At 35.6% G+C, this 25,981-nt stretch carries 24 protein-coding genes; 8 read left to right on the plus strand and 16 right to left on the minus strand.

Annotated elements, in window-relative coordinates:
• Positions 1-26: 26 nt before the first annotated feature.
• The 7 genes from D612_RS0110230 to D612_RS0110265 form a co-directional block, all read right to left on the minus strand.
• Positions 27-1,484 (minus strand): phospholipase D family protein, encoded by a 1,458-nt coding sequence (locus tag D612_RS0110230; protein ID WP_017755373.1) that lies wholly within the window; start codon positions 1,482-1,484, stop codon positions 27-29.
• A gap of 170 nt (positions 1,485-1,654) precedes the next feature.
• Complete coding sequence (locus tag D612_RS0110235; RefSeq protein WP_017755374.1) at positions 1,655-2,446, minus strand: ABC transporter permease; 792 nt, start codon at positions 2,444-2,446, stop codon at positions 1,655-1,657.
• A 4-nt stretch (positions 2,447-2,450) separates the two neighbouring features.
• Entirely contained in the window at positions 2,451-3,224 is a 774-nt protein-coding gene (locus D612_RS0110240; protein WP_017755375.1) for an ABC transporter ATP-binding protein, read from the minus strand.
• A 12-nt stretch (positions 3,225-3,236) separates the two neighbouring features.
• Positions 3,237-4,298, minus strand: coding sequence for an ABC transporter substrate-binding protein (locus D612_RS0110245; protein ID WP_017755376.1), 1,062 nt, complete (start codon positions 4,296-4,298; stop codon positions 3,237-3,239).
• A 133-nt stretch (positions 4,299-4,431) separates the two neighbouring features.
• Positions 4,432-5,610 carry a hypothetical protein gene (locus tag D612_RS18745; RefSeq protein WP_017755377.1) on the minus strand — a complete coding sequence of 393 codons (1,179 nt, stop codon included), beginning with the start codon at positions 5,608-5,610 and terminating at the stop codon, positions 4,432-4,434.
• A 438-nt stretch (positions 5,611-6,048) separates the two neighbouring features.
• Positions 6,049-6,192: a YuzL family protein gene (locus tag D612_RS19470; protein WP_017755379.1), complete on the minus strand. Its 144-nt coding sequence runs from the start codon at positions 6,190-6,192 to the stop codon at positions 6,049-6,051.
• A gap of 165 nt (positions 6,193-6,357) precedes the next feature.
• A complete protein-coding gene (locus D612_RS0110265) occupies positions 6,358-7,143 on the minus strand; it encodes a class I SAM-dependent methyltransferase (RefSeq protein WP_017755380.1) in 786 nt (261 codons plus the stop codon).
• Positions 7,144-7,260: 117 nt separating this feature from the next.
• Here D612_RS0110265 and D612_RS0110270 point away from each other — a divergent pair, with 117 nt between their 5' ends.
• The gene (locus D612_RS0110270; protein WP_407637461.1) at positions 7,261-8,103 is read left to right on the plus strand and encodes a polysaccharide deacetylase family protein; all 843 of its coding nucleotides are present in this window, start codon (positions 7,261-7,263) and stop codon (positions 8,101-8,103) included.
• Positions 8,104-8,242: 139 nt separating this feature from the next.
• Positions 8,243-9,322 (plus strand): C40 family peptidase, encoded by a 1,080-nt coding sequence (locus D612_RS18265; protein WP_017755382.1) that lies wholly within the window; start codon positions 8,243-8,245, stop codon positions 9,320-9,322.
• 113 nt (positions 9,323-9,435) lie between these two features.
• Here D612_RS18265 and D612_RS0110280 read toward each other — a convergent pair whose 3' ends face one another.
• The 3 genes from D612_RS0110280 to D612_RS0110290 all read right to left on the minus strand — a co-directional run bounded on the left by D612_RS0110280 (position 9,436) and on the right by D612_RS0110290 (position 12,446).
• Complete coding sequence (locus D612_RS0110280) at positions 9,436-9,666, minus strand: hypothetical protein (RefSeq protein ID WP_017755383.1); 231 nt, start codon at positions 9,664-9,666, stop codon at positions 9,436-9,438.
• 75 nt (positions 9,667-9,741) lie between these two features.
• On the minus strand, positions 9,742-11,661 hold the full coding sequence (locus D612_RS0110285; RefSeq protein ID WP_017755384.1) for an ABC-F family ATP-binding cassette domain-containing protein: 1,920 nt from the start codon (positions 11,659-11,661) through the stop codon (positions 9,742-9,744).
• Positions 11,662-11,789: 128 nt separating this feature from the next.
• Positions 11,790-12,446, minus strand: coding sequence for an HD domain-containing protein (locus D612_RS0110290; protein WP_017755385.1), 657 nt, complete (start codon positions 12,444-12,446; stop codon positions 11,790-11,792).
• A 252-nt stretch (positions 12,447-12,698) separates the two neighbouring features.
• Between D612_RS0110290 and D612_RS0110295 the strand changes: the two genes are divergently transcribed.
• A complete protein-coding gene (locus D612_RS0110295; RefSeq protein WP_017755386.1) occupies positions 12,699-12,953 on the plus strand; it encodes a hypothetical protein in 255 nt (84 codons plus the stop codon).
• Positions 12,954-13,201: 248 nt separating this feature from the next.
• On the opposite strand, the gene htpG is transcribed toward D612_RS0110295, so the two are convergent.
• The 3 genes from htpG to D612_RS0110315 form a co-directional block, all read right to left on the minus strand.
• Positions 13,202-15,085, minus strand: coding sequence for a molecular chaperone HtpG (htpG, locus tag D612_RS0110305; RefSeq protein ID WP_017755388.1), 1,884 nt, complete (start codon positions 15,083-15,085; stop codon positions 13,202-13,204).
• Between the two features lie 226 nt (positions 15,086-15,311).
• On the minus strand, positions 15,312-16,688 hold the full coding sequence (locus D612_RS0110310; protein ID WP_017755389.1) for a DEAD/DEAH box helicase: 1,377 nt from the start codon (positions 16,686-16,688) through the stop codon (positions 15,312-15,314).
• Between the two features lie 31 nt (positions 16,689-16,719).
• Positions 16,720-17,346 (minus strand): hypothetical protein, encoded by a 627-nt coding sequence (locus tag D612_RS0110315; RefSeq protein WP_017755390.1) that lies wholly within the window; start codon positions 17,344-17,346, stop codon positions 16,720-16,722.
• 341 nt (positions 17,347-17,687) lie between these two features.
• Here D612_RS0110315 and metA point away from each other — a divergent pair, with 341 nt between their 5' ends.
• The gene (gene metA, locus D612_RS0110320; RefSeq protein WP_017755391.1) at positions 17,688-18,596 is read left to right on the plus strand and encodes a homoserine O-acetyltransferase MetA; all 909 of its coding nucleotides are present in this window, start codon (positions 17,688-17,690) and stop codon (positions 18,594-18,596) included.
• 139 nt (positions 18,597-18,735) lie between these two features.
• Here metA and D612_RS19760 read toward each other — a convergent pair whose 3' ends face one another.
• On the minus strand, positions 18,736-18,894 hold the full coding sequence (locus tag D612_RS19760; protein ID WP_169330973.1) for a hypothetical protein: 159 nt from the start codon (positions 18,892-18,894) through the stop codon (positions 18,736-18,738).
• 337 nt (positions 18,895-19,231) lie between these two features.
• On the opposite strand from D612_RS19760, the gene D612_RS0110330 reads away from it, so the two are divergent.
• Positions 19,232-20,104: a LysR family transcriptional regulator gene (locus D612_RS0110330; protein WP_017755393.1), complete on the plus strand. Its 873-nt coding sequence runs from the start codon at positions 19,232-19,234 to the stop codon at positions 20,102-20,104.
• A 26-nt stretch (positions 20,105-20,130) separates the two neighbouring features.
• Complete coding sequence (locus D612_RS0110335) at positions 20,131-21,342, plus strand: MFS transporter (RefSeq protein ID WP_017755394.1); 1,212 nt, start codon at positions 20,131-20,133, stop codon at positions 21,340-21,342.
• Positions 21,343-21,463: 121 nt separating this feature from the next.
• Here the strand turns inward: D612_RS0110335 and D612_RS0110340 are convergent, their stop codons facing one another.
• Complete coding sequence (locus D612_RS0110340) at positions 21,464-23,626, minus strand: heavy metal translocating P-type ATPase (protein ID WP_083888540.1); 2,163 nt, start codon at positions 23,624-23,626, stop codon at positions 21,464-21,466.
• A gap of 61 nt (positions 23,627-23,687) precedes the next feature.
• Positions 23,688-24,056 carry an ArsR/SmtB family transcription factor gene (locus D612_RS0110350; RefSeq protein WP_017755397.1) on the minus strand — a complete coding sequence of 123 codons (369 nt, stop codon included), beginning with the start codon at positions 24,054-24,056 and terminating at the stop codon, positions 23,688-23,690.
• 247 nt (positions 24,057-24,303) lie between these two features.
• On the opposite strand from D612_RS0110350, the gene D612_RS0110355 reads away from it, so the two are divergent.
• Positions 24,304-25,317, plus strand: a complete 1,014-nt coding sequence (locus D612_RS0110355; RefSeq protein ID WP_017755398.1) for a DUF3231 family protein — start codon at positions 24,304-24,306, stop codon at positions 25,315-25,317.
• Positions 25,318-25,482: 165 nt separating this feature from the next.
• A complete protein-coding gene (locus tag D612_RS0110360; RefSeq protein WP_017755399.1) occupies positions 25,483-25,938 on the plus strand; it encodes a MarR family winged helix-turn-helix transcriptional regulator in 456 nt (151 codons plus the stop codon).
• Positions 25,939-25,981: the final 43 nt, after the last annotated feature.

Here is a 25,981-nt window from a genome sequence, read left to right on the forward strand (position 1 = left end):
AAAGATCACCTTTTCTATTTTATTTATTAAAACGTCGATAATCCACTCCACTCTTGAAAACGATACATCCAATATTTTATTTTTGAATCATCCTTATACTTTTCATATTCTATTGTATAATGACCGTCTATATTTTCCCAAATTCGCTCAAAATAACTTTCTACCTCTTTGACAATAGAGTGATTATTATTGGCTATAATTTTCACATCTGCTTCTAAATTGAAATCTCCGATATTTCGTCTAGTGAAATTTGAAGAACCACCAATAATTACACTTTCTTCTTGCTTTTTTACGAAAAGTAACTTTGTATGATATTGTTCACCGTGAGTATCATACCACTTTAATTTGACTTTATTATGACTTTTCGCTATTAATTCATTTGCTACAGGGCGGTTAGGAATTCCGTTCTTTTCCATTCCAAATGCATCTTTGTTCGGATCAAGAACGATTTGTATTGATACATCTCGATTTACCGCGTCTAACAGTGCTTCGATGAACTCTCGGTCTGAAAGATAAAACATACCTAGATATATTTCATCACCTTGTTTAGTTTCATTTACAACTTGGAGGATATGCTTTTTTATTTTCCCTTCTGTAAGAAAGCTTACCTTTGCGTTTTCCTGATCGGTTCCTGCTGCATCTTTATTTTCTATTTCTCCGCTTGCCATTACTGGAATATGATTTTGTTCTATCATCTCACCTGACATCAGCGCCACATTTTTTTCTGAGGTAATGATATCCTCAATAATATTTCCTTTAACTATAAATGCAATATTAGAATGGTATCCACTAGCATCATGCGGATTAGCGGACGTAATAAGCGCTTGTTTTTCAGTTGCGATTAATTTTCTATGGTTCGCTTTGAAATTTAATAAATTTGCATAAGATTTTAGTTTTACTTTGGGAGAATCTTGACTAAAAGGATTTGGAAGCCAACCTTTTTCAAAATCTCCAATCCAACTAATAAATGCACGATAAAAACCAGAGTAAGTTGGATTAGAATCTCTTAATTGATCTAAATCTGTAAAGACTATATTTACACCACTGTTAATCATTTGATCTATATATCTTGTAGAATATGAATCATAAAATGTATTGATATCATCCGTTATAAAGGTGATTTTCAGATCCCGGTTTTCCTTCTGTTTATTAACGAGTGCTTTCGATAAGCGTTCCGTTAAACTTGGATATTGAGCAGTTTTATCATAATCATCGTTAAACAAAAACATATCTAATATAATATATTGTTCTGCATCATCAATCGTCTTTAAAATATGATCAAAAATAACTTGTTCGCTTGTTTTCTCTCCCTCCTTTAAGTATGTTAAGTCATATAAAAACTCGACATTTGAAGCTACATGTTCTTCACCTTCAAAAGACAGTCCTGCTGGAACGCTTTTATTGTACCCATATACAGAAAACATGAAAGCAACAGACAAAATCACAAGGAGAAAGTAACGCTTTTTCCATCTGAATTTTTTCAATTTTCACCATCCTTTTTTTGCTTTACTACTATTGTTATAATAATCATTTTTTGAAGTATTAGCTACACTATTTGTAATTATGCTATACCAAAATGGTCAATGTAATATGAGAAATATTCTACAGTATTAAAGAAGGCCTTTGAGTAATTTTTTTACCCAAAAGCCTACTTTTATTTCCATGGTATTAATTTTCGTTCTAGCCACTGTAGTCCTCTGTTAAAAAGTAATCCTAAAAATGAGAGAATGAGTACACCAAACATAAGCTTTGTTGTAATCATTAAATTTCCGTAATGAAGGACCATCGCGCCAATTCCATATTGGGCAGCAATCATTTCCGCTGAAACTAAAAGTAACAATGCTGTACCAGCTGATAACTTAAGCCCAGCAAAAATAGTTGGAAGTGCTCCTGGTAGAATTACCTTACGGATGACGTTGAAGTGATTGGAGCCAAATGTAACAGCTGCCTTTATTAAGCTTGGATCTACACTCTTCACACCTGAAAAAGTATTGATTAGTACTGGGAAAAAGACCCCCAGTGCAATGATTGCCACCTTAGGCATTTCACCAATTCCAAACCATAAAATGATAAGCGGCAATAACGCGATTTTTGGTATTGGATAAATCGAGTATATAATCGGTGTAAAGATAGCATCTGCCCATTTCGAAAAGCCGAGAATTAAACCGACAATAATGCCTACAGTTGCACCAATTACGTATCCACCAAAAATCCGATATAAACTTGCCGTTACATTTTTTAATAATTCACCACTACTAATCATTTCCCATCCATCGGCCAATATCGAAGTCGGAGCCGGAAGAAAAAGCGGTGGTACAAAATTCATTCGGCAAACAAGCTCCCATAACAATAGAATACTTGTAATCCCTAGAACCGATGCAAAGGGTGGAATTTTCTTTTCTAAAAATTCTACTCTATTTTTAATAACTTGTTTTGTTTGTGCCATGCTGTTACGCCTCCTTAAGCGCTTCTTGCGCATCTTGGCGTATTAAATCCCAAATTTCATTGGAATATTGTTCAAATTGATCACGATATATTTCTTGGTCGCGGCCCATTTTTGGTAAATCAATTTTTATAATTTCTTTGATTCGTCCAGGCCGTCTCGATAATACAATAACACGATCACCAAGATATACAGCTTCTTGAATATTATGAGTAACATAGAGCGTACTTAAGCGTGTTCGATTCCAAATCGTTAATAGCTCCTCTTGCATTAACGTTCGGGTTTGAGCATCCAATGCTGAAAAAGGTTCATCCATTAACAATAAATCCGGTTCAACGGATAAAGCACGGGCAATCCCCGCCCGTTGCTTCATCCCACCAGAAAGTTGTTTTGGATAAGAATTTTCAAAGCCTGTAAGGCCCACCATATCGATGTAATATTGACCCTTTTCCTCGCGCTCTTTTTTACTTACCCCTCGTTCTTCAAGTCCAAAAATCACATTTTCATAAACTGTTCGCCAAGGGAAAAGGGCGATTTCTTGAAATACAATCCCTAAATTCGGCTCTTTTCCTTCTGTGCCTTCAAAATATACTTGCCCTCTACTTGGTGACATTAAACCACCCACAATATTTAACAGGGTAGACTTTCCACAACCACTTGGGCCAACTAGAACAACTAACTCTTGCTCCTCGATAGTAAAGTTTATATTTTCAAGTGCAGTTACTTCTCGTTTTTTATTATCAATAAACTTTTTCTCGACATTGTCAATTACAATTCTCACGCTGTCACTTCCCTAGTTATTCAATGCTTCCTCTAAAAATCCAGTATTTACGATTTCAGTTGCATCAATTGCTTTATCAATTAGGTTTTCTTTTGCATACCAATCAATTTGCGTTTGAATGTCGCTTTCTAGTAATCTACCCTCGCGATCCATGTATGGTAACCCTTTTTTTATACGTTCAGCATCTTGATCTGTGTATTTTGCAATAATATTAACTACTTCATCATAGTTTTCGCCAGGTACTAATTCACCATCTTTTTTGGTTAAAACAGCGTCATAATAATATTGAGTTGCTTTTGTGTAAACCTTCATGAAACGAACAGCTAAATCTTTATTTTCTGCAAAAGCAGGAGAGAAGAAAATACCTGATGTTTGGTAATCAATTTCATCGCCTACTTGAGTAATTACTTTTCCGTACCCTTCAGCAACAACTGTTGAAATATTTGGTTCATTTAAAATTACAGCATCAACTTGTTTACTCTTAAGTGAATCCATTAATCCTGGAATACTGTTTAGAGGTACTAATTCTACATCATTAATTGTTAGTCCGTGGTTTTCGAGAATTCGCCCTACCATATAATGGAACGTTGAACCTGTTTGTGTGATCCCGATTTTCTTTCCTTTTAAATCCTCGATTGCAGCTACCGATGAATCATTTGGTACTAATAAAGCAGATGAAGAAAATCCTTTTTGTTCTCTTCCTTTATCTGCAACAATCCATAGTTGTTGACCACCTGCGACCATGTTATAGAGACTAGCTGTGATTCCTGTTGCTCCTACATCTACACTACCTCCAGCTGTTGCAACAGCAATTGGTTGTGCAGCTTCAAACCATGTTTCTGAAGCATTAATATTTTCTTCCTCAAAAAATCCTTTTTCTAAGGCAATGAAAAGCGGAGCAGAGCTAGTTAATTTTAGCATACCAATTTTTACCTGATCTTTTTCTTGAGGTGTCACTTCTGTTCCTGTCTCTGATTCTGTGGCTTCGTTTGTGTCTTGGTTATTTCCACAGCCAGCAATCGCTAGCATTAAGGCAGAAATAATTGTAAGAAATACTAGTAATGTCTTTTTCACATGAAATACCCCCTGATTTGTAATATTTTGCATAAATATATTAAAGCATACATAATCCTAAAATTCGACATAATATTCAAAAAAGATTGTACAATTGATTTAAAAAATCTTATTTTAGGATATTACCAAAAATTCACTGAACCTCATCTTCGAGTGTGGTAAAAATAGAAGACACACCTTTCCACCAATTTGGATCCTCAGCATATTTGCGATTAATCCATTGAAAAGGATCTGCATTTTCTGGGCGTTCCTCACTTAAATTTATAATGGTTTTAGCAGCAATTTGACTAGATTCTAGAATATTAGTATTAAAATCCTGCCAGCTGTGAAACACATTAAATGGGTTGTTCGCAATTTCAGTTGCATTCTCATGTGTTCTTGGCACAAATCCTTGCTCTTGACCAGTAATTGCAAATAGTAAAAACGGATGAAGATTATGACGATTGGCTACTGTAACAATAGTTGAAAAATAGGGCTCATCGGCTAAGATCGAGTTACGACCATCGAGCCATGTACGTAATGCAGACTCATTAATAGGTTCATATTGTAAATAGCTCGGTAGTTCATTTGCTGGTCTTATATAAGTCACGGCATTGGCTTCAATTATTTCAACATTATTTATCTCGTTAGAAGTCTCAAATGCACGATCCACTATAGTAGCTAAGATAATCATGATTAAAAAAGCAACAATCGCTACCAGCATATTTTTTTTCTTGCCTCTGAATGGTTTTTCCGGGAAAACATTTGTATGTAAATCACCAAAGCCTAGCGAACGATTTTCAGCTACATCCGTATAACTTGTGGCAGCAATTTCACTATAACTTAGGACAGAACGAACATTCTGTTTACTATCCCTTTTTAGGTTTTGTTGTGGAATTAGAAATTCGTCCTTTCCACCTCTCGTCATTTCATTTTCAATCTTTGTACGCTCCTCTATAAGATTATTTACATAATTTTCAATACTAGTAGGCTCTATATTAAACTTGGACTGAATCCATCTCGGCAAGCTTGTCTCAAGCTCCTCATTTCTAGCTATATGAATGCTAGTATCAATGATATCCTTCGAATTTATTGTGAACGAATTCGGAGAAAGCTTTGTAACTAGTAAAGCATTTCGAACGTTTTTCTTCGTAGTATTTGAATAATTAGGTAGAGATTGGTCTATTTTGTTATGAATCATCGTTGCCAGCTTAAATGCTTTTTGTTTTGAAGTATAGTGTGGAAATTGTAAATTTATTTGCTGTTGAATTTGTTGAATAAGCATTGGATTTACTATTTCTTCTTGGGATAATTGTTTATTAATTGAATTCAACACTTTCACACCTCTACCAAGAATAGGATATTAATATAATTTCGACCAGAAGCTTGGATTTTCCTGCCTATTCTTAGATCATGTGAGGTTGTTGGTAGTTGTATTTCAAAATAAGACACCTTATTTAGATACTTTTTCTGATTATTTATTCAAAATGAATTGAATCGCTAGCTGCAAGAACAAAAGCTATAGGCGCCCTGATTAGCGACGTATAAACTAAGAGCGCATCGACTGAGATAAACAAAACACGTCGAGGGACGAGTCGATGTTGACTTATCGCAAAAAAGATGAGCGAAGTTTACTAGTCGATTGGCGCTTGCGCTGGTCGACTATTCTCTGTGCTATAGTATTGATCCACAGGATCAAATTTTATAATTTCCCAAACAATAATAAAAGGGAATTGCAACATTTGCTGCGATCCCCTTTTTCTAATTAAACTTATAAAATACCAGACTTTTTCCTCTTTTTCCTTCGTGCTGAATCCATTTTAACCTGACCCGTTTCTTGATTTGTAGTTCCCTGTCCTTCCGTTTCAGATGAACCTAAACCAATCGTTGATGCATCAGCTTTAATCTTTTTCAATGTGTACACCTCCCTATCCGTAAGGTGTCCATTTTCAGAAAAAATCATCCAATACTAACGATTTTAGTTCAATTGCGAAATTATTGTTTTGCATTTTTCGCCTGGTGCCATAGAGGTGTCCATAGTAGTGTCCATAGAGGTTCCTGACCCCTCCATTATTTGGTATTAATTGCAAAATTTTTCAATCACTCCAAAATGAAATTTTGCAGTTTTGCGTCGATAAACCGTAAAGCCAAACCTTTCAAAGCGGGCACTTTTCCAATGATCCTTGAGAACCACCCTTGCTTTAGCTACACGAAGTGCCTGCTCAATTGCTTCATCTACTAGATCTTCGTAAATCGCCATCGATCTTAGCCCTTTAATGCCATCAGACTCTACGATATTTTCTTCAAACATTGGGTCAAAATAAACGACATCGAACGAAGCAGAAGTTTGTTGTTGTAAAAAAGTTAAATGGTCAGCTTGAATTATTGTAATTTGTCTCATTGCTTGATTAATAGGCTCATGACCACTTTCCCATGTCTGTAAACCAATTGAAAGTAAATATGCAATATATCGATTCCCTTCAATTCCTACGACACGACCTGTAGGTCCAATAACGCTACTTGCAACAATACTATCGGATGCAAGACCAATTGTACAATCCAAAAAAGATGTTCCTTTTTTTAACTTAGTTGCTTGGATAAACGGGTCTTCCTCACCCCTTACTATGCGCTTGACTCGAAACATTGCCGAGTTTGGATGAAAAAAAATCGGATTTGAGGGATCTTTTAATGGGTATATAACTAACCGATTTTTCCCTACCACTAGCACATCATCCTGTACTGCCGTTATTATTTTTTCAATTGATACTTTCTTACGCTCAAGATATAAGATCTGTAACTCTTCAGCAACTCGCTTTGCGATCTCGATCATGTGATGATTTGTTCTACCGCCTGTTGTTACTATCATTTTTGTCACACCTAACTACTTACTTAAAAAGTAGGAAATTTTTTACTAATCAAAATTACAGTCTATAAATTCTAGTGTAAATATACTATAGTAAAGTTAGGTAGAAAAGACTAAGGGGTGAATTTGTACACTCAGCTTATGAAACATTACATAAAAATTTGGACGATCTTATTTATATTTAGCGCAACACCTATCATTGTAAGTAACCTTTTACAATCCTTACAAATTGAAGATCAGTCCAACGTACTAATTGCAAAAAAAGCCTCACCCATATTAAATTCAACGAAAATAGAAAAACAATTACCATCCACTAATTTAGATCGATACAAAAAGGCTAAAAAATTATTGTACTTAACCTTTGATGATGGACCAAATAGTCATACAATAGAAATTTTAAAAGCCTTAAAATCAAAAAATGTTCAAGCTACTTTTTTTCTATTAAAAGCAAATATTGATAAACATCCAGAGATTTTGAAACAAATAATTGCTGCTGGGAACTCAGTAGGGTGTCATGGGGTATCCCATCGTATTGATATTTTTTATTCGAATGTCAATACAGCAATAACTGAAATGAAAACATGTCAGCGGGCGATTTATGATGTTACTAGGGTTAACACGCAATTAATACGGGTACCATTCGGCAGCTATCCACACTTAACACATGAAATAAAAGATGGTCTCAATAATGCTGGCTTTATATATTGGGATTGGAACATCGATAGTGAGGATTGGACCGTTGAGGATGAACATAAGGTTTTTGGAAACATAATTAAACAACTGCAATTAATTGAAGCCAGAGGGAAAACTCCGACAATACTGCTTCATGATAAAAAAGTAACAGCTAAAATGTTGCCAAAATTATTAGACGAATTACTTGCGAGAGACTATGAAATGAAAGCTCTATCAAGTGGAATAAAACCTGTACAATTTGATCGTTTTCAAACACCTGTCCAAAAATAAGACAGGTGTTTATTTTTTTTGACATAAATTCTACCACTTCTGTATATAAATAAGAGAGGGTTTGTTTTCTCATGAACTGAATACGTTATTTTGCTCCTGTCAACTTCGAGAACTTCAGCTTTGTTTAGGAGGGAAAATGATGGATAAGAAAAAGAGTATGGGCATGGCGCATAAGCTTATTTTAAGCTCTGCAATCGCTTCTGTCGCTGTTGCTACTCCTCATCTTTTTGTTGATGCTTCTTCTGAAGGAGATAAAATAGTAGACAAGAAAACATTACGCTATGGCCATGTAGGTTCCTCTGTCCGTATTTTACAAGAGGGACTTAAGAGAATGGGATATTACCCATTTCAAGTAGATGGCATATTCGGTCCTCACACCCAAGCGGCAGTTCGGAAATTCCAATTATATACGGCTCTATCTGTGGATGGTATTGCTGGTCCACAGACTTTAAGTCGAATTTTGACATTATCATCACAAAATGAGCTAGCCCAGAATGCAATTCGTAAAAATGAAATACAAAATCATATACAGGATCAAACAGAAGCGAATGTAAATTTAGCTTCAATAAATAGTAATGAGCAAGTTCCAAAGTTAATCGTACCTCTTCAATTAGGAACTAAGAGCCTTCAAGTAAACGATGCTCAAACGATCTTAAAAAAACTGAACTACTATACATTCAAGATTGACGGTATTTTCGGTAAAAGAACGAAAAATGCCGTCATTCACTTTCAAAAAAATCATAACCTTCCTGCAACAGGTGATATTGATGAGGCTACATGGAAAAAGCTTCATTCCAATAACTTAGTTTCATATGAACCCGATCATATTCCAGTAATAAATGATAGGTACGGTGTTGATACATCACTAATTCAATATGCGACAAAGCTAGTCGGCACTCCCTTTGAATGGGGTGGAACGACCCCAAACGGCTTTGACTGTAGTGGTTTTCTAAAATATGTATATTCCGAAAAAGGTATTAATATCCCAAGAACCGTAAACGAGATCTGGAATTATGGTATTGACGTTGGGAATCCAAGCATAGGAGACCTTGTCTTTTTCCAAACGTATAAACCAGGACCATCTCATGCTGGAATTTATATCGGTGATGGAAAATTCATTCACTCTAGTTCATCCAAAGGAGTTACCATTAGTAAACTAAATTTAAACTATTGGAGTAAACGATATTTAGGTGCAAAGAGAATCGTTCAATATAAATAAACAGGATGCTCAAACATCGAGCATCCTTCTTTAATGAATGGTGCCAGGGCGGTGTCCATAGTGGTGTCCATAGTGGTGTCCATAGAGGTTCCTGACCCCGGAAAAATATGGTATTAGCCGTTGAGCATTGTCTTTAGTACTTCGTTTCTTTCCTTTTGTTCTGCTTCACCTGCTAAATCATATTTCTTTAACAAATGAAAAATTTCGTTAAGTGTTTGTTGGGGTAAATCTGTTTGAAGGTATGCTTTTACTTTTTCATATAGGTCACTTGGTAAAAAATTCTTTTGGCTTTCTAGTTTGCTAATGACATCCTCTTTTGAATGATTGATACTGCATGAGCTCATAAATTGCGTCCCCTTTCTAGTGTTGTAATCTACTACTAGCTTAATTCGTATATGGAAGACTTATAACCCTTCATACTATTTTTGACTTTGAATTTTTTCAACGAGCTCAGAAAGCTCTTCCCATCGTTCCATCGCTTGTTCTAGTTCAGCCGTTAAACGTTGTTCTTCTTCATATAATGGCTGGACTTTGGCAAAATCATGTCCTGCATTTGCAATTTCAGCTTGAATATTTTCGATTGTTTCCTCTAGTTGTGTTATTTTATCTTCAATCGTGTCCCATTCCTTTTGTTCCTTATATGAAAGTTTGAGCTTTTTTGGTTTTTCATTCTGTGCAAGTGCCGTCTGCTCATTCTCGATTTTCTTTTCTTTTCCTTCTTCTTTTTTGCTGACAGCCATTTTTTGCTTTTCTTCTTCTAAAAATTCGCTATAACTACCAAAATAAATTCTAATCTTTCCATTTCCTTCAAACACAAATAATAAATCGCTCGTTTTATCTAAAAAGTAGCGATCATGCGATACGGTTAAAACTACTCCTGGAAAATCGTCTAAATAATCCTCTAAGATTGTTAACGTTTCAATATCCAGATCATTTGTAGGCTCATCTAAAAGAATAACATTTGGTTCAGTCATTAAAACCTTTAATAAATATAATCGCCTTCGCTCACCACCAGAGAGCTTTTTTATATATGTATATTGCATTGCTGGTGAAAATAAAAAACGCTCGAGCATTTGTGCCGCAGTAATTTCATGACCATCAATTGTACGGATGATTTGAGCCGTTTCTTTAATGTAGTCAATAACCCTCATATCTTCGTTCATTTCTTCATTTTCTTGGGTATAATAAGCAACTTTTACAGTTTGCCCTATATCAATAAGTCCTTCATCTGGTGTATCTTTACCAGCTAAAAGATTTAACAATGACGTTTTCCCAGAACCGTTCGGACCAACAATACCGATCCGTTCATACGGTTTGACAATATAAGAAAAGTCTCGAATTACAGTTTGATCGCCATACTGCTTCGTTATATTTTCAAGCTCAAATACTTTTTTGCCAAGCCGGCTACCGCCAATGGCAATATCAAGGTCTTCCTTTTTACGATAGTTAGATTGATTTTGCAATTCTTCAAACCGTTGAATTCTTGCTTTCTGCTTAGTTGTTCTCGCTTTCGCCCCACGGCGAATCCATGCAAGCTCGCGCCTAAGGAGATTTTTCCGTTTATCCTCACTCGCTGCTTCATTTTGTTCGCGGACCGCTTTTGCTTCGAGAAATGTGGAGTAATTACCTTCATAGCTATAAAGCTTTCCTTGATCAAGCTCAATAATTCGATTGGTGACACGGTCAAGAAAGTATCGGTCATGAGTAATAAGGAGAATGGACCCTGGATAACGCGTCATATAGTCTTCCAACCACTCAATCGTTTCTATATCAAGGTGGTTAGTTGGCTCATCTAAAATTAACAAATCAGCTGGCTGAATTAAACTTCTTGCAATGGCCACCCGTTTTTTTTGACCACCTGATAACTGACTAACATGTTGAGAATGGTCTTCTATTCCAAGCTTTGTTAATATCGATTTCGCTTGTGTACTTGCATCCCACGCATTCATTGCGTCCATTTGCTGTTGAATTTTAAAAAGAGCTTCTTGGTAACGGTCATTATCCGGATCAGCTTGTAAGTTAGCCAATGTCACCTCATAGCTTTTTAGAAGCCGAATGAACGGTGTATCCCCGTGAAAAATTTCATCTAAAATTGTTCCCTCTTCTGCAAACTCAGGATTTTGCGCTAAATATTCAATTGTATACGACTTTGGCTTTTTGACTTCGCCACTGTCCTCGGGTTCTATACCGGCAATAATTTTTAATAGCGTCGACTTCCCAGTGCCATTTACGCCAATAACACCAATACGTTGTTTTTCTGCAACGCTAAATGAAATATCCTGAAATAATACTTTTTCTCCATAACTTTTTGATAAATTTTCAACCGTTAATATACTCATTGTCTTTTACCTTTCCACAAGCTTTCATTTAAAATTAAATTAGATGATTTCAATAGTGATAAGTTTACTTGTTACCTAGATAATACTACTTCGAATTATATCGTACATGTAATTGAGAACTATAACATTTAATCTAATGGGCCTTCCCACTCATTATAAAAATCTGTTAAAAATTGCTCCATTAATGTATGGCGTTTTTCAGCTAGTTCACGAGCTGTATTCGTATTCATTAAGCCCTTTAGCTTTAAAAGCTTTTCATAAAAATGATTGATAGCCGTGGATTTACCATTTCGATATTCTTCCTTCGTAAGGTGATCACGCAGTGCAATTTTCGGATCATAAATTAGATCACCGTGCGCCCCAGCATAGGCAAATGTCCGTGCAATGCCAATTGCTCCGATAGCATCTAACCGGTCTGCATCTTGGACTACTTTACCTTCTAGCGTTTTCATTTGTGGTCGATTCCCACCTTTAAAAGACATCGTTGAAATGATCTCCAGCACTTTCTGCGTTGTATCGTCCGTTACATGTTGGGATTCGAGCCAAGCTTTCACTCTACTCAAGCCCGCTTCTTCCCCACCGACAGGATTTAATTTTTCATCAGCAATATCATGTAGGAGTGCCGCAAGCACACATATAAATTCATCTGCACTTTCTTTTTTTGCAATGTACTTTGCCAATTTCGTAACACGGGCAATATGCCACCAATCATGTCCACTTGCATCTTCTTCTAATTCGTTTCTTACAAAAGTTGTAGCATTTACGACTAATTGGGCTTTGTCCATGTTCGATCCTATATCCCCTTTCACTTATATAAAGAAATTTTATCATTTTACAGCAAAAACCTTCAACTGTTACATAGGTCGGTGCATATTCTAATAATAGTAAGTAACAGCTTTTTACTTTCTCAGAAATTGTATTGATTTCCTTTAAAAGTTAACTGCTTTTCTCATTGATTCTGTAATTTACTCAGAAATTTTAACCACCTAACACAGATATTATCTTTCTTTTTCTCCAATTGGAAAGGACGATGTAATATGCACTCTTCATACAGGCAACAACAAATAATAGGTACAGCATGGGTTGGTCGTCATGTTGTAATATTACGTTGTAACACATATAGGAATCAACTTTTATCTTTAGAAAAAAGCTTCGTGGCACCACTAGAACCTGCTCATCCAAACTGTGCTGAAACATTATCAAGATTTCTAAGTATTGGCTATGAAATTTATCATACAATTATGATCTCCGCAACAGAAATACAATATATATTAATTAAGAATAACCATTAATTTTCAACAGAAAAATGGTCTGTATGTTTTGAACACTGAAACTTATTTTTTCTTACTGAACATAAATTAACTAGCTTATTTTACAAAGAGCCAACCCCTTTACTACTAAGAAGTTGGTTTTCTTTACTATTTCAGCGCTCAATTCGAAATGAAAAAAACAGCACCTGAAACTGTACTTCGTTTCAAGCGCTGTTTCCATTTTTTGCCGGGGTCAGGAACCTCTATGGACACCACTGTGTCCCTCCATTTTATACCATCACTTTACAAATATCATTTGTAAATTCGACTGGATCGTTGATTGGTAAGCCTTCGATTAATAGAGCTTGGTTATATAATAAGTTTGTATATAATGTCAGCTTGTCTTTGTCGGATGTAAATGCTGCTTGTAATGATTTAAAAACGTCATGATTAATGTTAATTTCGAGAATTTTGTCCGCTTTGACCTTTTGTCCGTCTGGCATCATGCTTAGTACTTTTTCCATTTCGATTGATAATTCACCTTCTGAAGTTAAGCATACCGGATGAGACTTTAACCGTTTTGATATGCGGACATCCTTTACTTTATCCCCAAGAACACCCTTCATGTAGTCGAATAGCTCTTTGTTTGCATCTTGGTCAGTATCTGTCTTATCAGTTTGAGTTTCATCTGCTTCAATGCCAAGATCACCGCTGGAAACAGAGCGGAATTCCTTATCTTTATACGTCATCAGCATTTTGATCGCGAATTCATCAATATCCTCAGTGAAGTAAAGGATTTCGTACCCTTTATCCGCGACAAGCTCAGTTTGCGGTAGCTTATCGATACGTTCATTCGTTTCGCCAACAGCATAGTAAATATATTTTTGCTCCTCTGGCATTTTTGATACGTACTCATCTAATGTCACCATTTTCTTTTCTTTCGAAGAATAGAACATGATCAAATCCTGCAAATCTGCCTTGTTGCTGCCAAAGTCACTATAAATACCGTATTTCAATTGTCTACCAAATGATTTGTAAAACTCATCATACTTCGCGCGGTCATCTTTTAAAAGCTTCTGCAGCTCATTTTTAATTTTCGTTTTAATGTTTTTAGCAATGAGCTTTAATTGGCGGTCATGTTGTAGTATCTCACGGGAGATGTTCAACGATAAATCTTCAGAGTCAACCATCCCTTTAATGAAGCTGAAATAATCCGGAAGTAAATCCGGGCATTTTTCCATTATTAACACGCCATTTGAGTAGAGCTCCAAGCCTTTTTCAAATTCCTTTGAATAGTAGTCAAATGGAATTTTCTCAGGAATAAACAAAATCGCGTTATATCTTACCGCACCATCTACACTGATGTGAATATGCTTAATTGGCTTATCAAAACCATAGCGTTTTTCCGCATAAAAATTTTCGTAATCCTCGTCCTTTAGCTCATTTTTATTTTTTCGCCAAATTGGAACCATGCTATTAATAACTTGTTCTTCAACAACATCCTCGAATTCATTTTCGCTATCGTCTTTTAGTTTACTAGTCGTGATATCCATTTTAATTGGATAACGGATAAAATCCGAGTACTTTTTGATAATTGACTTCAAACGATACTCTTCTAAATAATCGCCGTACTTTTCTTCCTCTGTATCCTCTTTAATTTTTAAAATGATTTCTGTACCCACTTCGTCTTTTTCAAACGGAACAATTGTATAACCATCAGCACCTTTTGACTCCCACTTGTACGCTTCATCACTGCCGAGAGCTTTACTAATTACCGTCACCACATCCGCAACCATAAACGCTGAATAAAAGCCGACACCAAATTGACCGATTATATCAAATCCGTCCTTGATCTCATTTTCATTTTTAAATGCCAACGAGCCACTTTTCGCAATAACCCCAAGGTTATTCTCAAGCTCCTCTTTTGTCATTCCGATGCCTGTATCACTAATTTTTAAAGTTCTTGTTTCCTTATCAGCCGATACTTTTATGTAGTAACTATCTTTGTTAAAGGATAATGAATCATCTGTTAATGCTTTATAATAGATCTTGTCAATCGCATCGCTTGCGTTAGATATTAACTCTCGTAAAAAAATCTCTTTATGAGAGTATATCGAGTTGATCATCATCTCGAGAATTCGTTTGGATTCTGCTTTAAATTGTTTTTTGGCCATCACAATTTCTCCTTTCAGAAGTTTGATTCTTTACATACTCAACCCACTACAAATTTTTGGTTAAGTACTAATAGGTTAAAAATGATCGATCATGTGTTAGCACTCGTAACCAAAGAGTGCTAACAATAAATTTAATAACATAAAACTCTAGTAAATGTCAATGAATTTGGAGCTAGTTTTATAATCATCTACTTTCAATTTATCAATACTTCTTTTTGCTGTTCTATTAACGTTGTTTATTTGATTTCGCCTTACCAATTGATCGCATCCGACTACTATTATTTTTTAATTTAGGATCGTTATTCTTGTTTGTACTTTCATTTTTGTTTGTCTTTCTAAAGTTTTGACGTTCAAATGAGGCTTTTTCGTGTAGTCGATTTTTGCCTGTTGTTTTATCTTTGGCGCGTTTTTCATTATTGCCTTGTTTAACTGCAGAATTACGTTTTACTTTAGAAATTGTACGTTCAGAATCACGCTTCGTGATCTGTTCATCAATCATTTCACCTCTATAAAGCTCTTTTTTCATCATAGCTAGCTTTAGTTCTTTCCCATACTTCAATAACATCTTTTCTTCACTAGACGTTACGATGGAAACAACAGTCCCTGACGCACCCATTCTCCCTGTTCGACCCGAGCGATGAACGTATTGCTCGATTTTCTCAGGCATATCCAAATGGATGACATGAGTAAGGTCCTCTATATCCATCCCACGAGCTGCAATATCTGTTGCTAACAAAAGGGAAAGCTTCCCTGCTCGAAATTGCTGAATGGCGGCTGCTCGTTCCTTTTTATTAGCTTCACTGTGCAAAATCCCAACAGGAATTTTCTTATAACGAAGCTTGTCCGCTATACGATCAATATGAAGTGCATCGTTGATAAAAATTAAAGCCTTCATTTTTTCATCCATTTTATAAAACTTCCGCAAAACCTCGATCTTATCCCGCTGCTCACACACAAAATATATGTGATCGACATTTGCATTTTCCTTGCGAGCAACCTTAATATATAGCGGCGCTGTCATCATTTCATTCGCTATCCCTTTAACATCATCAGTAATTGTTGCTGAAAAAAATAATAGTTGGCGATCCTTTAACGTTGATTTGACAATCATTTTGACATCAAAAGATAAACGCTGTGCAATCATTTGGTCGACTTCATCAACTACTACCGTTTTCACTTCGTGCATTTTCATTTTTTTCTTATCTATTAACTCATTAATTCGTCCTGGAGTGCCAACTACAATTTGCGGATTCTTTTTTAATCGATCAATATGGCGCTTTATGTCAACACCTCCGATAAATGCTGCACTTACGATCGGACTGTTCAATGTAAAAGTTTGGATAACTTGATGAATCTGCATAGCTAATTCCCTAGTTGGTGACAAAACTACCACCTGAATCTGTTTAAGCTCAGGATTAATGTTGTTTAACAACGGTAGTAAGTAGGCTAACGTCTTCCCTGTACCGGTTGGTGATTCAGCCACGATGTCTTTCCCTTCCAATATATGTGGTATCGATTCCTCTTGTATTTGCGTTAACGTTTCAAAACCTGCCTTTTCCCATGCATCTTTCAAAAATGGGCCCATTGAAGCTAATAAGTTCATATTTTCGATCTCCTTTTAAAAATTGCATCAATTAATTTTTGTTTAATATTTCATTTAATCGATCAATTGATTCGACCATGTGATCAACTATAATTGGCAGATCCCCAACCTGTGCTTCAGCAATTTTTCGATCAAACTTTAAACAAATTGAATTCGATAGTTGTTTCGTACGATCTTCATAAAAAAACGACAGTTGTTGCGTAATCGATGGTCTATTCCCCCAGATTGTTAATAGTGAAAGTTGAATAGCAGAACAGTCATTTTCAATGTCATTCACCTTTGTAAAAAATGTAACCTCGACAGTACATCCTAAATCATTGTCTTCGATATCTTTTTCTAGTATTTCTGAAGATAAGTCGTGAGCACCAACATCAATTTGAAGCTTTCCCTGAACAGAATTTTGTGACACATCCGCTCTTCGGAACGTAATCGAATAATGTCGTGATAGCTTTGCTAAATCAACTTGATCAACGCGATTTGTTACGACAATCTGGCCGATTAAATCTAAATCATATACCGCTCCTTCAGCGACGACCTTTAAATTTTCAAAAATAGTTGGATCAAACATAACCACGTGTCCTCTCTTACTATTACCAATTTTTTCAGATTTCCTTGCATCTGTCCAATCGTACAACCCTAAATGGTATATTTTCTTCATTTACTAAAGTACCTTTACCCATTGTATCGGAAATTTTTCCAATCCACGAATTTTTTCATATACAAGATTGTTATTTTATAAAGTATACTTTAACTATTATTTTAATTTTCCAGTGGCTAAATTTACATATATTATTATGTTTATTTATTTTCAACTGCTGTTTTTTTGTTTTTTGATTGAACAATTACTTTAATCTTTCTATAATAGATTAATCAAACAATTTCACTAGCCTTTGCGGAAATTGATTTATCATCTTTCCAAAAAAATCTGTTTGTATATATACATTACAAATTCTTTAATGGCATTAATCGCGTATAATCGTACTTAAAGGGGGGTTTTTTATGCCTATAAACATTCCAAAAAATTTGCCTGCAAAAGGTATCCTTGAAAATGAGAACATATTTATCATGGATGAAGAGCGCGCCTATACACAAGACATTCGTCCTTTAAATATTGTTATTTTAAATTTAATGCCAGAAAAAGAAAAAGCAGAGACCCAATTGTTACGTCTGTTGGGTAACTCGCCATTACAGGTGAATATCACACTTATGCATCCAAGAACTCATCAATCAAAAAACACAGCGAGCGAACATCTTAGAAACTTCTACCGGACATTTGATCAAATTCGCAATCGCAAGTTTGACGGGATGATCATTACTGGAGCACCGATCGAGCATTTAGAGTTTGAAGATGTGAATTACTGGGATGAATTAAAGGAAATTATGGATTGGACCGTTACAAATGTCACATCAACTTTGCACATTTGTTGGGGTGCACAAGCAGGGCTTTTCCATCATTTCGGAATTCCAAAATATCCGTTACCAGCAAAAATGTTTGGTGTTTTTAAACATAAAACGTTTTTACGAAAAACACGCCTTCTTCGTGGCTTCGATGAAGTGTACCTTGTACCTCATTCTAGACATACTGATGTTAAAAAAGAAGATATTGATAAAGTGGAAGAGCTTGAATTACTTTCCCATTCAGATGAAGCAGGTGTTTGTCTTGTTGCATCAAAGGACCGGAAGCAAATCTTTCTAACTGGTCATCCAGAATACGATGCTACAACTTTGCGAGATGAATACTTACGTGACAAAAACAGAGGATTAGATATCGCAATACCAGTTAATTATTTCCCTAATGACGATCCTAATAAACAGCCATTAAACATGTGGCGTTCACATGCAAATTTGCTGTTTGTAAACTGGCTCAATTACTATGTATATCAAACAACACCGTATGTTTGGGAATAAAATTATGATGTCCTTCATCGACAGAATGAAGGACATTTTTTTTGTATTTATCTTATCTAGTTTTGGGCTTCATCGCCTGAATGAAATTTCCCAACCAAAATTTGGACTTCATTTTCAGGATTGATGATTATTTCATATTTTAACCTTCATATACTTTTGTAGCTTTTCTCCCTTTTTCTTTCTCATCACATTCAAAGCAACTCAAAGTTCCGTTTCCCTTTACTACTCCATTTAAAAACCCATCTAGACAATATATCTCTTTCCCACATATTTGGCAGACGCCTACCTTTTCCTTCACACAAAATCCCCCCTGTTTTTGACCGTTTGTAAATGCAATCCAAAACACACCAACACACCTAGTAATGAATACCAAATATAATAAACTTCTATCGACCTATCTAAGCTACCTATTTGGAGCGAGAAAGTTTGTTACAATAATTTTATACTTACTAAACATATAAAAAAAGCATTTTTTAGTATTTTAAACATAATTATATTGTTTTCAGCAAAGATTGATCCTTAGTTAATTCATAACTAAAAGTTATTAATTTAATGTTTATTAACAATTAGAAGTTATGATATTGATAAAGTATGATATTTTATAAATAAACACGAAAAACATATGAGGTATTAAAATGGAATGGCATCAAATAACTTATTTTCAAATGGTGGCAAAAACAGAGCATATCACACGGGCTGCAGAACAATTATCGATTTCACAACCAGCTTTAAGCAGAGCAATATCAAAGCTGGAGGATGAATTGGGGGTTAAACTTTTTCAACGCAAAGGGAGAAATATTTACTTAAACCGCTATGGAAAAATGTTTTTAAGCAGGGTTGAACAATCAATTAGCCAAATTGAAATAGGAAAACAGGAATTACTAAATGAAATTCATCCAGATAATGGCACGATTTCACTGGCTTTTCTACCTTCACTTGGAATGGGGATAGTTCCTGAAATTTTAAGCTATTATAGAGGTAATTTTACGAATGTAAAGTTTGTTTTGAATCAAGCGTCTAATCAAGAAATTATTAAACAATTAAAGTCTGGTATGGTCGATCTAGCTCTAGTTGCCCTTTTAGACGATGATAACGAAGTGATATGGGAACCACTTTTAAGCGAGGAATTGTTTCTGATTGTTTCGGACAACCATTCATTAGCAGCTTATGATGAAGTGGATTTACAAGTCATTGAAAGCGAACCGTTTATTTCTTTTAAAGAAGGATATGGATTACGAACGATTATTCAAAATATTTGTTTAGAAGCGGGTTTACAGCCTGATATTGTCTTTGAAGGTGAAGATATCGGAACGGTTTCCGGATTAGTAAGTGCAAAATTGGGGGTTTCCTTAGTTCCTGACATACCTGTGTTAAATAAAAATAACGTAAAGCTTATTCGTGTAAAAAATCCGATATGCAAGCGAGAAATAGGTATTGCTCGTTTAAAGGATAGCTATGTTTCACCTGTCACCCAACAATTTATCGAATATGTAAAAGGTTTATTTTAAATCAGTTAAAGGGGTATGCTTCAATTATGCAATACATTCAGCGTGGAACACGCACATTTAAAATGGTAAACGTTGCTTTATTTGTAGGGGGATTTAATACTTTTGCAATCCTTTGGGGGACACAACCAATCCTACCAGAAATAAGTAAAGAGTTTCATATTTCACCTGCTATTTCTAGCTTAAGCTTATCGTCTACTACAATTGCTTTAGCGATTAGCATGTTAATTGCAGGCTCCTTATCCGACGTATTTGGAAGAAAATCAGTCATGACTTTTTCTTTGGTGGCGTCATCAATTCTTGCAATTTTAACGGCTTTTAGCCCAAGCTTTCATCTTTTAATTTTGGGCAGAATATTTCAAGGTATTACTCTTGCCGGATTACCGGCAGTAGCAATGGCTTATTTAGGTGAGGAAATTGATCCAAGAAGTTTAGGAATGGCAATGGGATTGTATATTAGCGGAAATTCCGTTGGTGGTATGGGTGGCCGGATTATAAGTGGTATTTTGACGGATCTTTCCGGGTGGCGTATAGCATTAGCAGGAATAGGAATAATTAGTTTACTTGCTAGTATTATTTTCTGGTTTATTTTACCGAAATCTTCTCATTTTAAACCACAAAAACTTGCTATGAAGCCGACTATCACTTCTTTATTTTCTAAGTTTAGAGAACCAGGTCTACCTTCCATTTTTATTACTGGCTTTCTATTAATGGGTAGTTTTGTATCATTATATAACTATATTGGTTTTCAACTTATTGCTCCACCCTACTCTTTAAGTCAGACATTAGTTGGATTTATATTTATTGTCTATACGGTAGGAACATTTAGTTCGACATGGATGGGGATGCTAGCTGATCAATACGGAAAAAGAAGGTTATTACAAATATCCCTTTTAATATTGTTATTAGGGGCATGCTTGACGTTGCACACGTCGTTATGGATAAAAATCAGCGGAATAGCTATTTTTACGTATGGCTTTTTCGCAGGGCATTCGATCGCAAGCGGCTGGGTTGGCCAATTAGCTACTCACAACAAGGCGCAAGCATCTGCTATCTATTTATTTTTCTATTACTTAGGTTCTAGTATTGGCGGTACAGCAAGTGGTACATTTTATAGTAGCTTTGGCTGGACAGGGGTTGTTGCGATGATCGTCGGCTTAGCCGTCATATCTATTATTATTTCGATTCGCATCAGGGTTACTTCAACTAACCGTTTCATGCAAACTCCTCATAGTGTATAAAGGGATGAGACAATACCAGTCTCTTCCCTTTTCAATTTTCCCAAGAATCCCCGTACCAAAAAACTCCCAAAAAAGTGTCATGATTTTGATTTTTTAAGGCACATTTCGAATGATAATTCAATCATTTATTGGTAACATTTAATAAACGTAAACTGTTTAGTGTAACTAGCAACGTTGCTCCCATATCTGCAAAAATGGCAATCCAAAGTGTTAACCATCCTGGAATAACTAAGAGTAATGCTAATACTTTAATCGCTAAAGAAAAGCTAATGTTTTGCTTAATAATTGCCAAGGCTTTTCGGCTAAGCTTAATTGTATAAGGTAGTTTATGCAAATCATCAGACATTAAGGCAATATCGGCAGTTTCGAGTGCGGTATCCGTGCCAACACCGCCCATTGCAACACCAATGTTCGCTGCAGCTAAAGCTGGTGCATCATTCACCCCATCTCCCACCATTGCTACACTTTTATAAGTGGCTCGAAGTTCTTTAATATAATTTAATTTGTCTTCCGGAAGTAAATCAGACTTAATCTCACTCACTCCAACTTGAATCCCAATTGCTTCTGCTGTCCCTCTGTTATCACCTGTTAACATAATAGTTCTAACAATACCTAACTCGTGAAGCTTCTGGATAACCTCTTTTGAACTTTCTCGCACAACATCAGCGACTGCAATAATTAAAAGAATCCCTTGTTCTGTTCCTACCATCATTACCGTTTTTCCTTCTGATTGGAGTGTAGCTATTTTATCGCTAGTTTCGAGATCAATCCCATTTAGTAAGATGTCGGAAAATAGATTGGTACTGCCAACATAGTACGTTTGATTATAAACGGTTGCTTTAACGCCTTTACCAGTGATTGCTTGAAAGTCTTGAATTTCAATAGCGTTAAAATTTAGGCTAGTTTCTTCAGCTTTCTTGATCACCGCAGTTGCTAGTGGGTGTTGTGATCCTTTTTCAATAGCCGCTGTAATCGCCAATAATTCATGTGCAGTTTGATTAGCGCGATTGATATCGTTGCCATTTTTGGTTTTCCTTTGTATACACGTTATAATATCCGTTACAACTGGAACACCTTTGGTCAATGTCCCTGTTTTGTCAAAAGCAATCACCTTTAATGCTCCCGTTTCTTCTAAATAAACCCCACCTTTAATTAATACTCCATTTCTAGCCGCATTGCCAATAGCAGTGACAACTGCAACCGGAGTAGAAACAACTAAGGCACAAGGGCAACCTACAACTAATGCAGCCAATCCCTGGTATATCCAGATACTCCAATCAGCACCAAACAGGATCGGTGGAACTATTGCAATAAGAAGTGCCAAAACAATAATCGCAGGTGTATAGTATTTTGCAAATTTATCAACAAAAGCTTGTGAAGGTGCACGTTCTGCTTGCGCTTCTTCGACTAAATGAATGATCTTTGCCAATGTTGTATCATCTACTCTTTTTGTAACTTTTACTTCAAGTAGTCCTTCTTCATTTAATGTTCCTGCATACACCTCATCGTTCTTTGATTTAAGTACAGGAACACTTTCACCTGTAATCGCTGCCTGATTTATTGTGGATGTACCCTTTGTGACGATACCATCCATCGCTAGTTTTTGCCCTGGCTTGACAATCATTGTGTCACCGACTTCAATATCATCAGTTGCTACCATTATTTCTTTAACGCCGCGACGAATTAGTGCTTCTTTTGGTGCAATATCCATCAATGCTTCCAGCGACGCTCGAGCTTTATCCATTGAATAACGTTCTAGTGCTTCACTTATTGCAAAAAGAATGACCACTGTTGCTCCTTCGCCCCATTCACCTATTAGAGCAGCTCCGATGATCGCAATCGTCATAAGTGTACTCATATCAAACCTACATACACTTAAATTTTTGAGACCTTTCCGAAACAAGGTGAAACCCCCGATTACGATAGCTGCGGCATAGCCAATCATCGCTGAAACGTGACCATCACCGGATTTCACAGCAAAAAACAAGCTGATAACAAGAATAATCAAGGAAATATATACTTTAATGTTTTCCTTTTGTTTCCAAAAGGGAATACGTTCCATTTTTTTTGTAGTTTCATCACCGATTTTTAATTTTTCAAATTCTCCGGCTTTTTCAAGCTCCTTAATCGTTGTCTTACCTGTGACTGTAATTTTGGAAGCAGCAAAATTTACCTTTGCATCTAAAACACCATCCAGGCGTTTCACGTTCATTTCGAACGTATTCGCACAGCTAGCTCAAGAAAACCCTTGAACGCGGTACGTTTTTTTCTCTACCGTAACCATATTTTCAGTAGCGCTTATTTTATAATGTGAATTACGTCTGGAAAACTCTGATGCTCGTTCTTCAATCATTGATTTTCTCCTCTTTCTTATATTCAATTGCCATCATCATGATTTTTTTTACGTGATCATCAATAAGAGAATAAAACGCCATTTTCCCTTCTTTTCGATATTTTACAATTCCTTGCTTATAAAGGGCTCGTAAATGATGTGATGTCGTTGCGACTGAAGCGCCTATAATATTTGCAATGTCACAAACACACAACTCTTGATCTTGGCATAAAGCGTAGACAGTTTTCGCCCTATTTTCATCAGCTAATGATTTAAAAAGTTGAACAATACTTACTATATCTTCAGTTTGTAAACCCTTTTGAATTCGATCTACCTTCACGGCGTCAAAACAGTATATTTCACATGTATCTTTCGAAGTCATTTCTTTCACTCCTTCATCATTCCAATATACTCTTGAATATATTTTATAGTATTACACACCTTCAATCAAATGTTAATTTGAATGAAAATATCAAGTCAAGCTATCTTGTGTAATCTTTATGAAACCGTTCCGAAAAAGGTTATTACGATATATGATTTCAATATTAAATTAGTTGTTTGTTTTGCATATTTTGGAAAATGTATGGGAAGCTAAAATAAAATATGTAACCCTACTCGGAGGAACCATTATGGAGAAACAAATTAGATTAACATCAGGTGAAATCGCTCAGCTTTGGGCGCAATACATGAATGATACTGCAAGCATATGTGTACTAACATTTTTTTTAGAGAAAGCTGAAGATGCTGAAATTAAACCAATTATTGAATACGCTTTAGATATATCTAATAAACATATCCAAAAATTAACATCAATTTTTTCTGAAGAAATGTTTGCAGTTCCCCATGGTTTTAAAATTGAAGAGGATGTTGATTTAACCGCGCCTAGATTGTATTCTGATAGCTATGTATTAAATTTTCTTCATCAGATGGCAATGATTGGACTTACGACTTACTCAGCTAGTGTATCTGCGTCTGCGAGGGCGGATTTAACAGAGTATTACATGGACTGCCTTACTGAAACTATGCTTCTGTATAAAAAGTCAAAAAACTTACTTTTATCTAAAGGGCTTTATATAAGATCTCCATACTTGCCAAACACAGAAAAGGTCGAGTATGTCAATAAGCAAGGTTTTCTGTGGGATGTTCTTGGTGAGAAAAGACCGTTAGTCGTATCGGAGATTAGTAACTTATTTTCTAATATTCAAAGAAATGCTTTAGGGGCTGCTACATTAGCCGGTTTTTGTCAAGTCGCTCAAAATAAAGAAGTAAAACAATTCTTTACTAAAGGTATTGAGATTGCCAAAAAGCATATTAAATTGTTTGGGAAAAAATTAGAAGAAAGTTACCTACCTGTCCCTACAACTTGGGCTTCTGAAATAACAGATAGCACTGCTTATACTTTTTCAGATAAGCTGATGATGTTTTTCACATCCGCGTTAATAGGTCTTAGCATTGGATATTATGGTACTGCTATATCCCAAAGCCCTAGGTTAGACTTAGGTGTTATGTATAATCGATTAATGTTAGAAATCCAACTTTACTCTGAGGATGGTTCTAATATCATGATTAATAATCGCTGGTTAGAGCAGCCACCAATCGCAGCAGATAGAGATGAGTTAGCTAAGAAAAACAAAAACGGTTAATATCCACCAGTACTACGGACAAATCTGTTACACGATCGTCACAACATTACTGTTATAAGGGTATAGTATAGGGTCATCGCTATACCCAAGTATAGAGATTAAATTGACACTTCAAAATTTAATTAATATAATTATCTTTAATTCGAGATAAAAAGAGGAATGGTAATGATGGAAGTTAACAACGATCATAAATTGGACGAGGATTTATCCTTAAAGGTATTTATTGTTTTGACACGAGCTTTGCAATCAATAAATAAACGGGTTGAGGAAGACATTAAACGTAGGGGACTAAATCCAACAGAGTTTGCAGTTTTAGAATTAATTTATAGTAAAGGTGAACAACCAATCCAAAAAATTGGGGGAAAAGTTCTAATAGCAAGCAGCAGTATAACTTATGTGGTGGACAAGTTAGAAATGAAAAAATTAATAGAGAGAAAGCCTTGTCCGAAAGACCGTCGTGTCACTTATGCTACGATAACTCCGGCAGGAACTGAATTGATGAATGAGATCTTCCCTAAACATAGAGCGGCGATAAATGAAATATGTAGTGGGCTAAATATAAATGAAAAAGAAGTCTTGATTCAACTGTTAAAAAAATTAGGATATCATGCTCAAGGCTAATATTTTTTTATTATTTATCTCGAAATCGTAATATACTAATTAA

This window comes from Calidifontibacillus oryziterrae, from assembly GCF_000331575.1.
In the GTDB taxonomy this organism is placed as follows: Bacteria; Bacillota; Bacilli; order Bacillales; family Bacillaceae_J; genus Calidifontibacillus_A; species Calidifontibacillus_A oryziterrae.

Excerpts from the sequence above, each read along its gene's own strand:
- D612_RS0110235 (WP_017755374.1), bottom strand. The coding sequence starts at position 2,446 with ATGGCACAAACAAAACAAGTTATTAAAAATAGAGTAGAATTTTTAGAA.
- D612_RS0110265 (WP_017755380.1), bottom strand. The coding sequence starts at position 7,143 with ATGATAGTAACAACAGGCGGTAGAACAAATCATCACATGATCGAGATC.
- D612_RS18265 (WP_017755382.1), top strand. The coding sequence starts at position 8,243 with ATGGATAAGAAAAAGAGTATGGGCATGGCGCATAAGCTTATTTTAAGC.
- D612_RS0110280 (WP_017755383.1), bottom strand. The coding sequence starts at position 9,666 with ATGAGCTCATGCAGTATCAATCATTCAAAAGAGGATGTCATTAGCAAA.
- D612_RS0110285 (WP_017755384.1), bottom strand. The coding sequence starts at position 11,661 with ATGAGTATATTAACGGTTGAAAATTTATCAAAAAGTTATGGAGAAAAA.
- D612_RS0110290 (WP_017755385.1), bottom strand. The coding sequence starts at position 12,446 with ATGGACAAAGCCCAATTAGTCGTAAATGCTACAACTTTTGTAAGAAAC.
- D612_RS0110295 (WP_017755386.1), top strand. The coding sequence starts at position 12,699 with ATGCACTCTTCATACAGGCAACAACAAATAATAGGTACAGCATGGGTT.
- htpG (WP_017755388.1), bottom strand. The coding sequence starts at position 15,085 with ATGGCCAAAAAACAATTTAAAGCAGAATCCAAACGAATTCTCGAGATG.
- D612_RS0110310 (WP_017755389.1), bottom strand. The coding sequence starts at position 16,688 with ATGAACTTATTAGCTTCAATGGGCCCATTTTTGAAAGATGCATGGGAA.
- D612_RS0110315 (WP_017755390.1), bottom strand. The coding sequence starts at position 17,346 with ATGAAGAAAATATACCATTTAGGGTTGTACGATTGGACAGATGCAAGG.
- metA (WP_017755391.1), top strand. The coding sequence starts at position 17,688 with ATGCCTATAAACATTCCAAAAAATTTGCCTGCAAAAGGTATCCTTGAA.
- D612_RS0110330 (WP_017755393.1), top strand. The coding sequence starts at position 19,232 with ATGGAATGGCATCAAATAACTTATTTTCAAATGGTGGCAAAAACAGAG.
- D612_RS0110335 (WP_017755394.1), top strand. The coding sequence starts at position 20,131 with ATGCAATACATTCAGCGTGGAACACGCACATTTAAAATGGTAAACGTT.
- D612_RS0110350 (WP_017755397.1), bottom strand. The coding sequence starts at position 24,056 with ATGACTTCGAAAGATACATGTGAAATATACTGTTTTGACGCCGTGAAG.
- D612_RS0110355 (WP_017755398.1), top strand. The coding sequence starts at position 24,304 with ATGGAGAAACAAATTAGATTAACATCAGGTGAAATCGCTCAGCTTTGG.
- D612_RS0110360 (WP_017755399.1), top strand. The coding sequence starts at position 25,483 with ATGATGGAAGTTAACAACGATCATAAATTGGACGAGGATTTATCCTTA.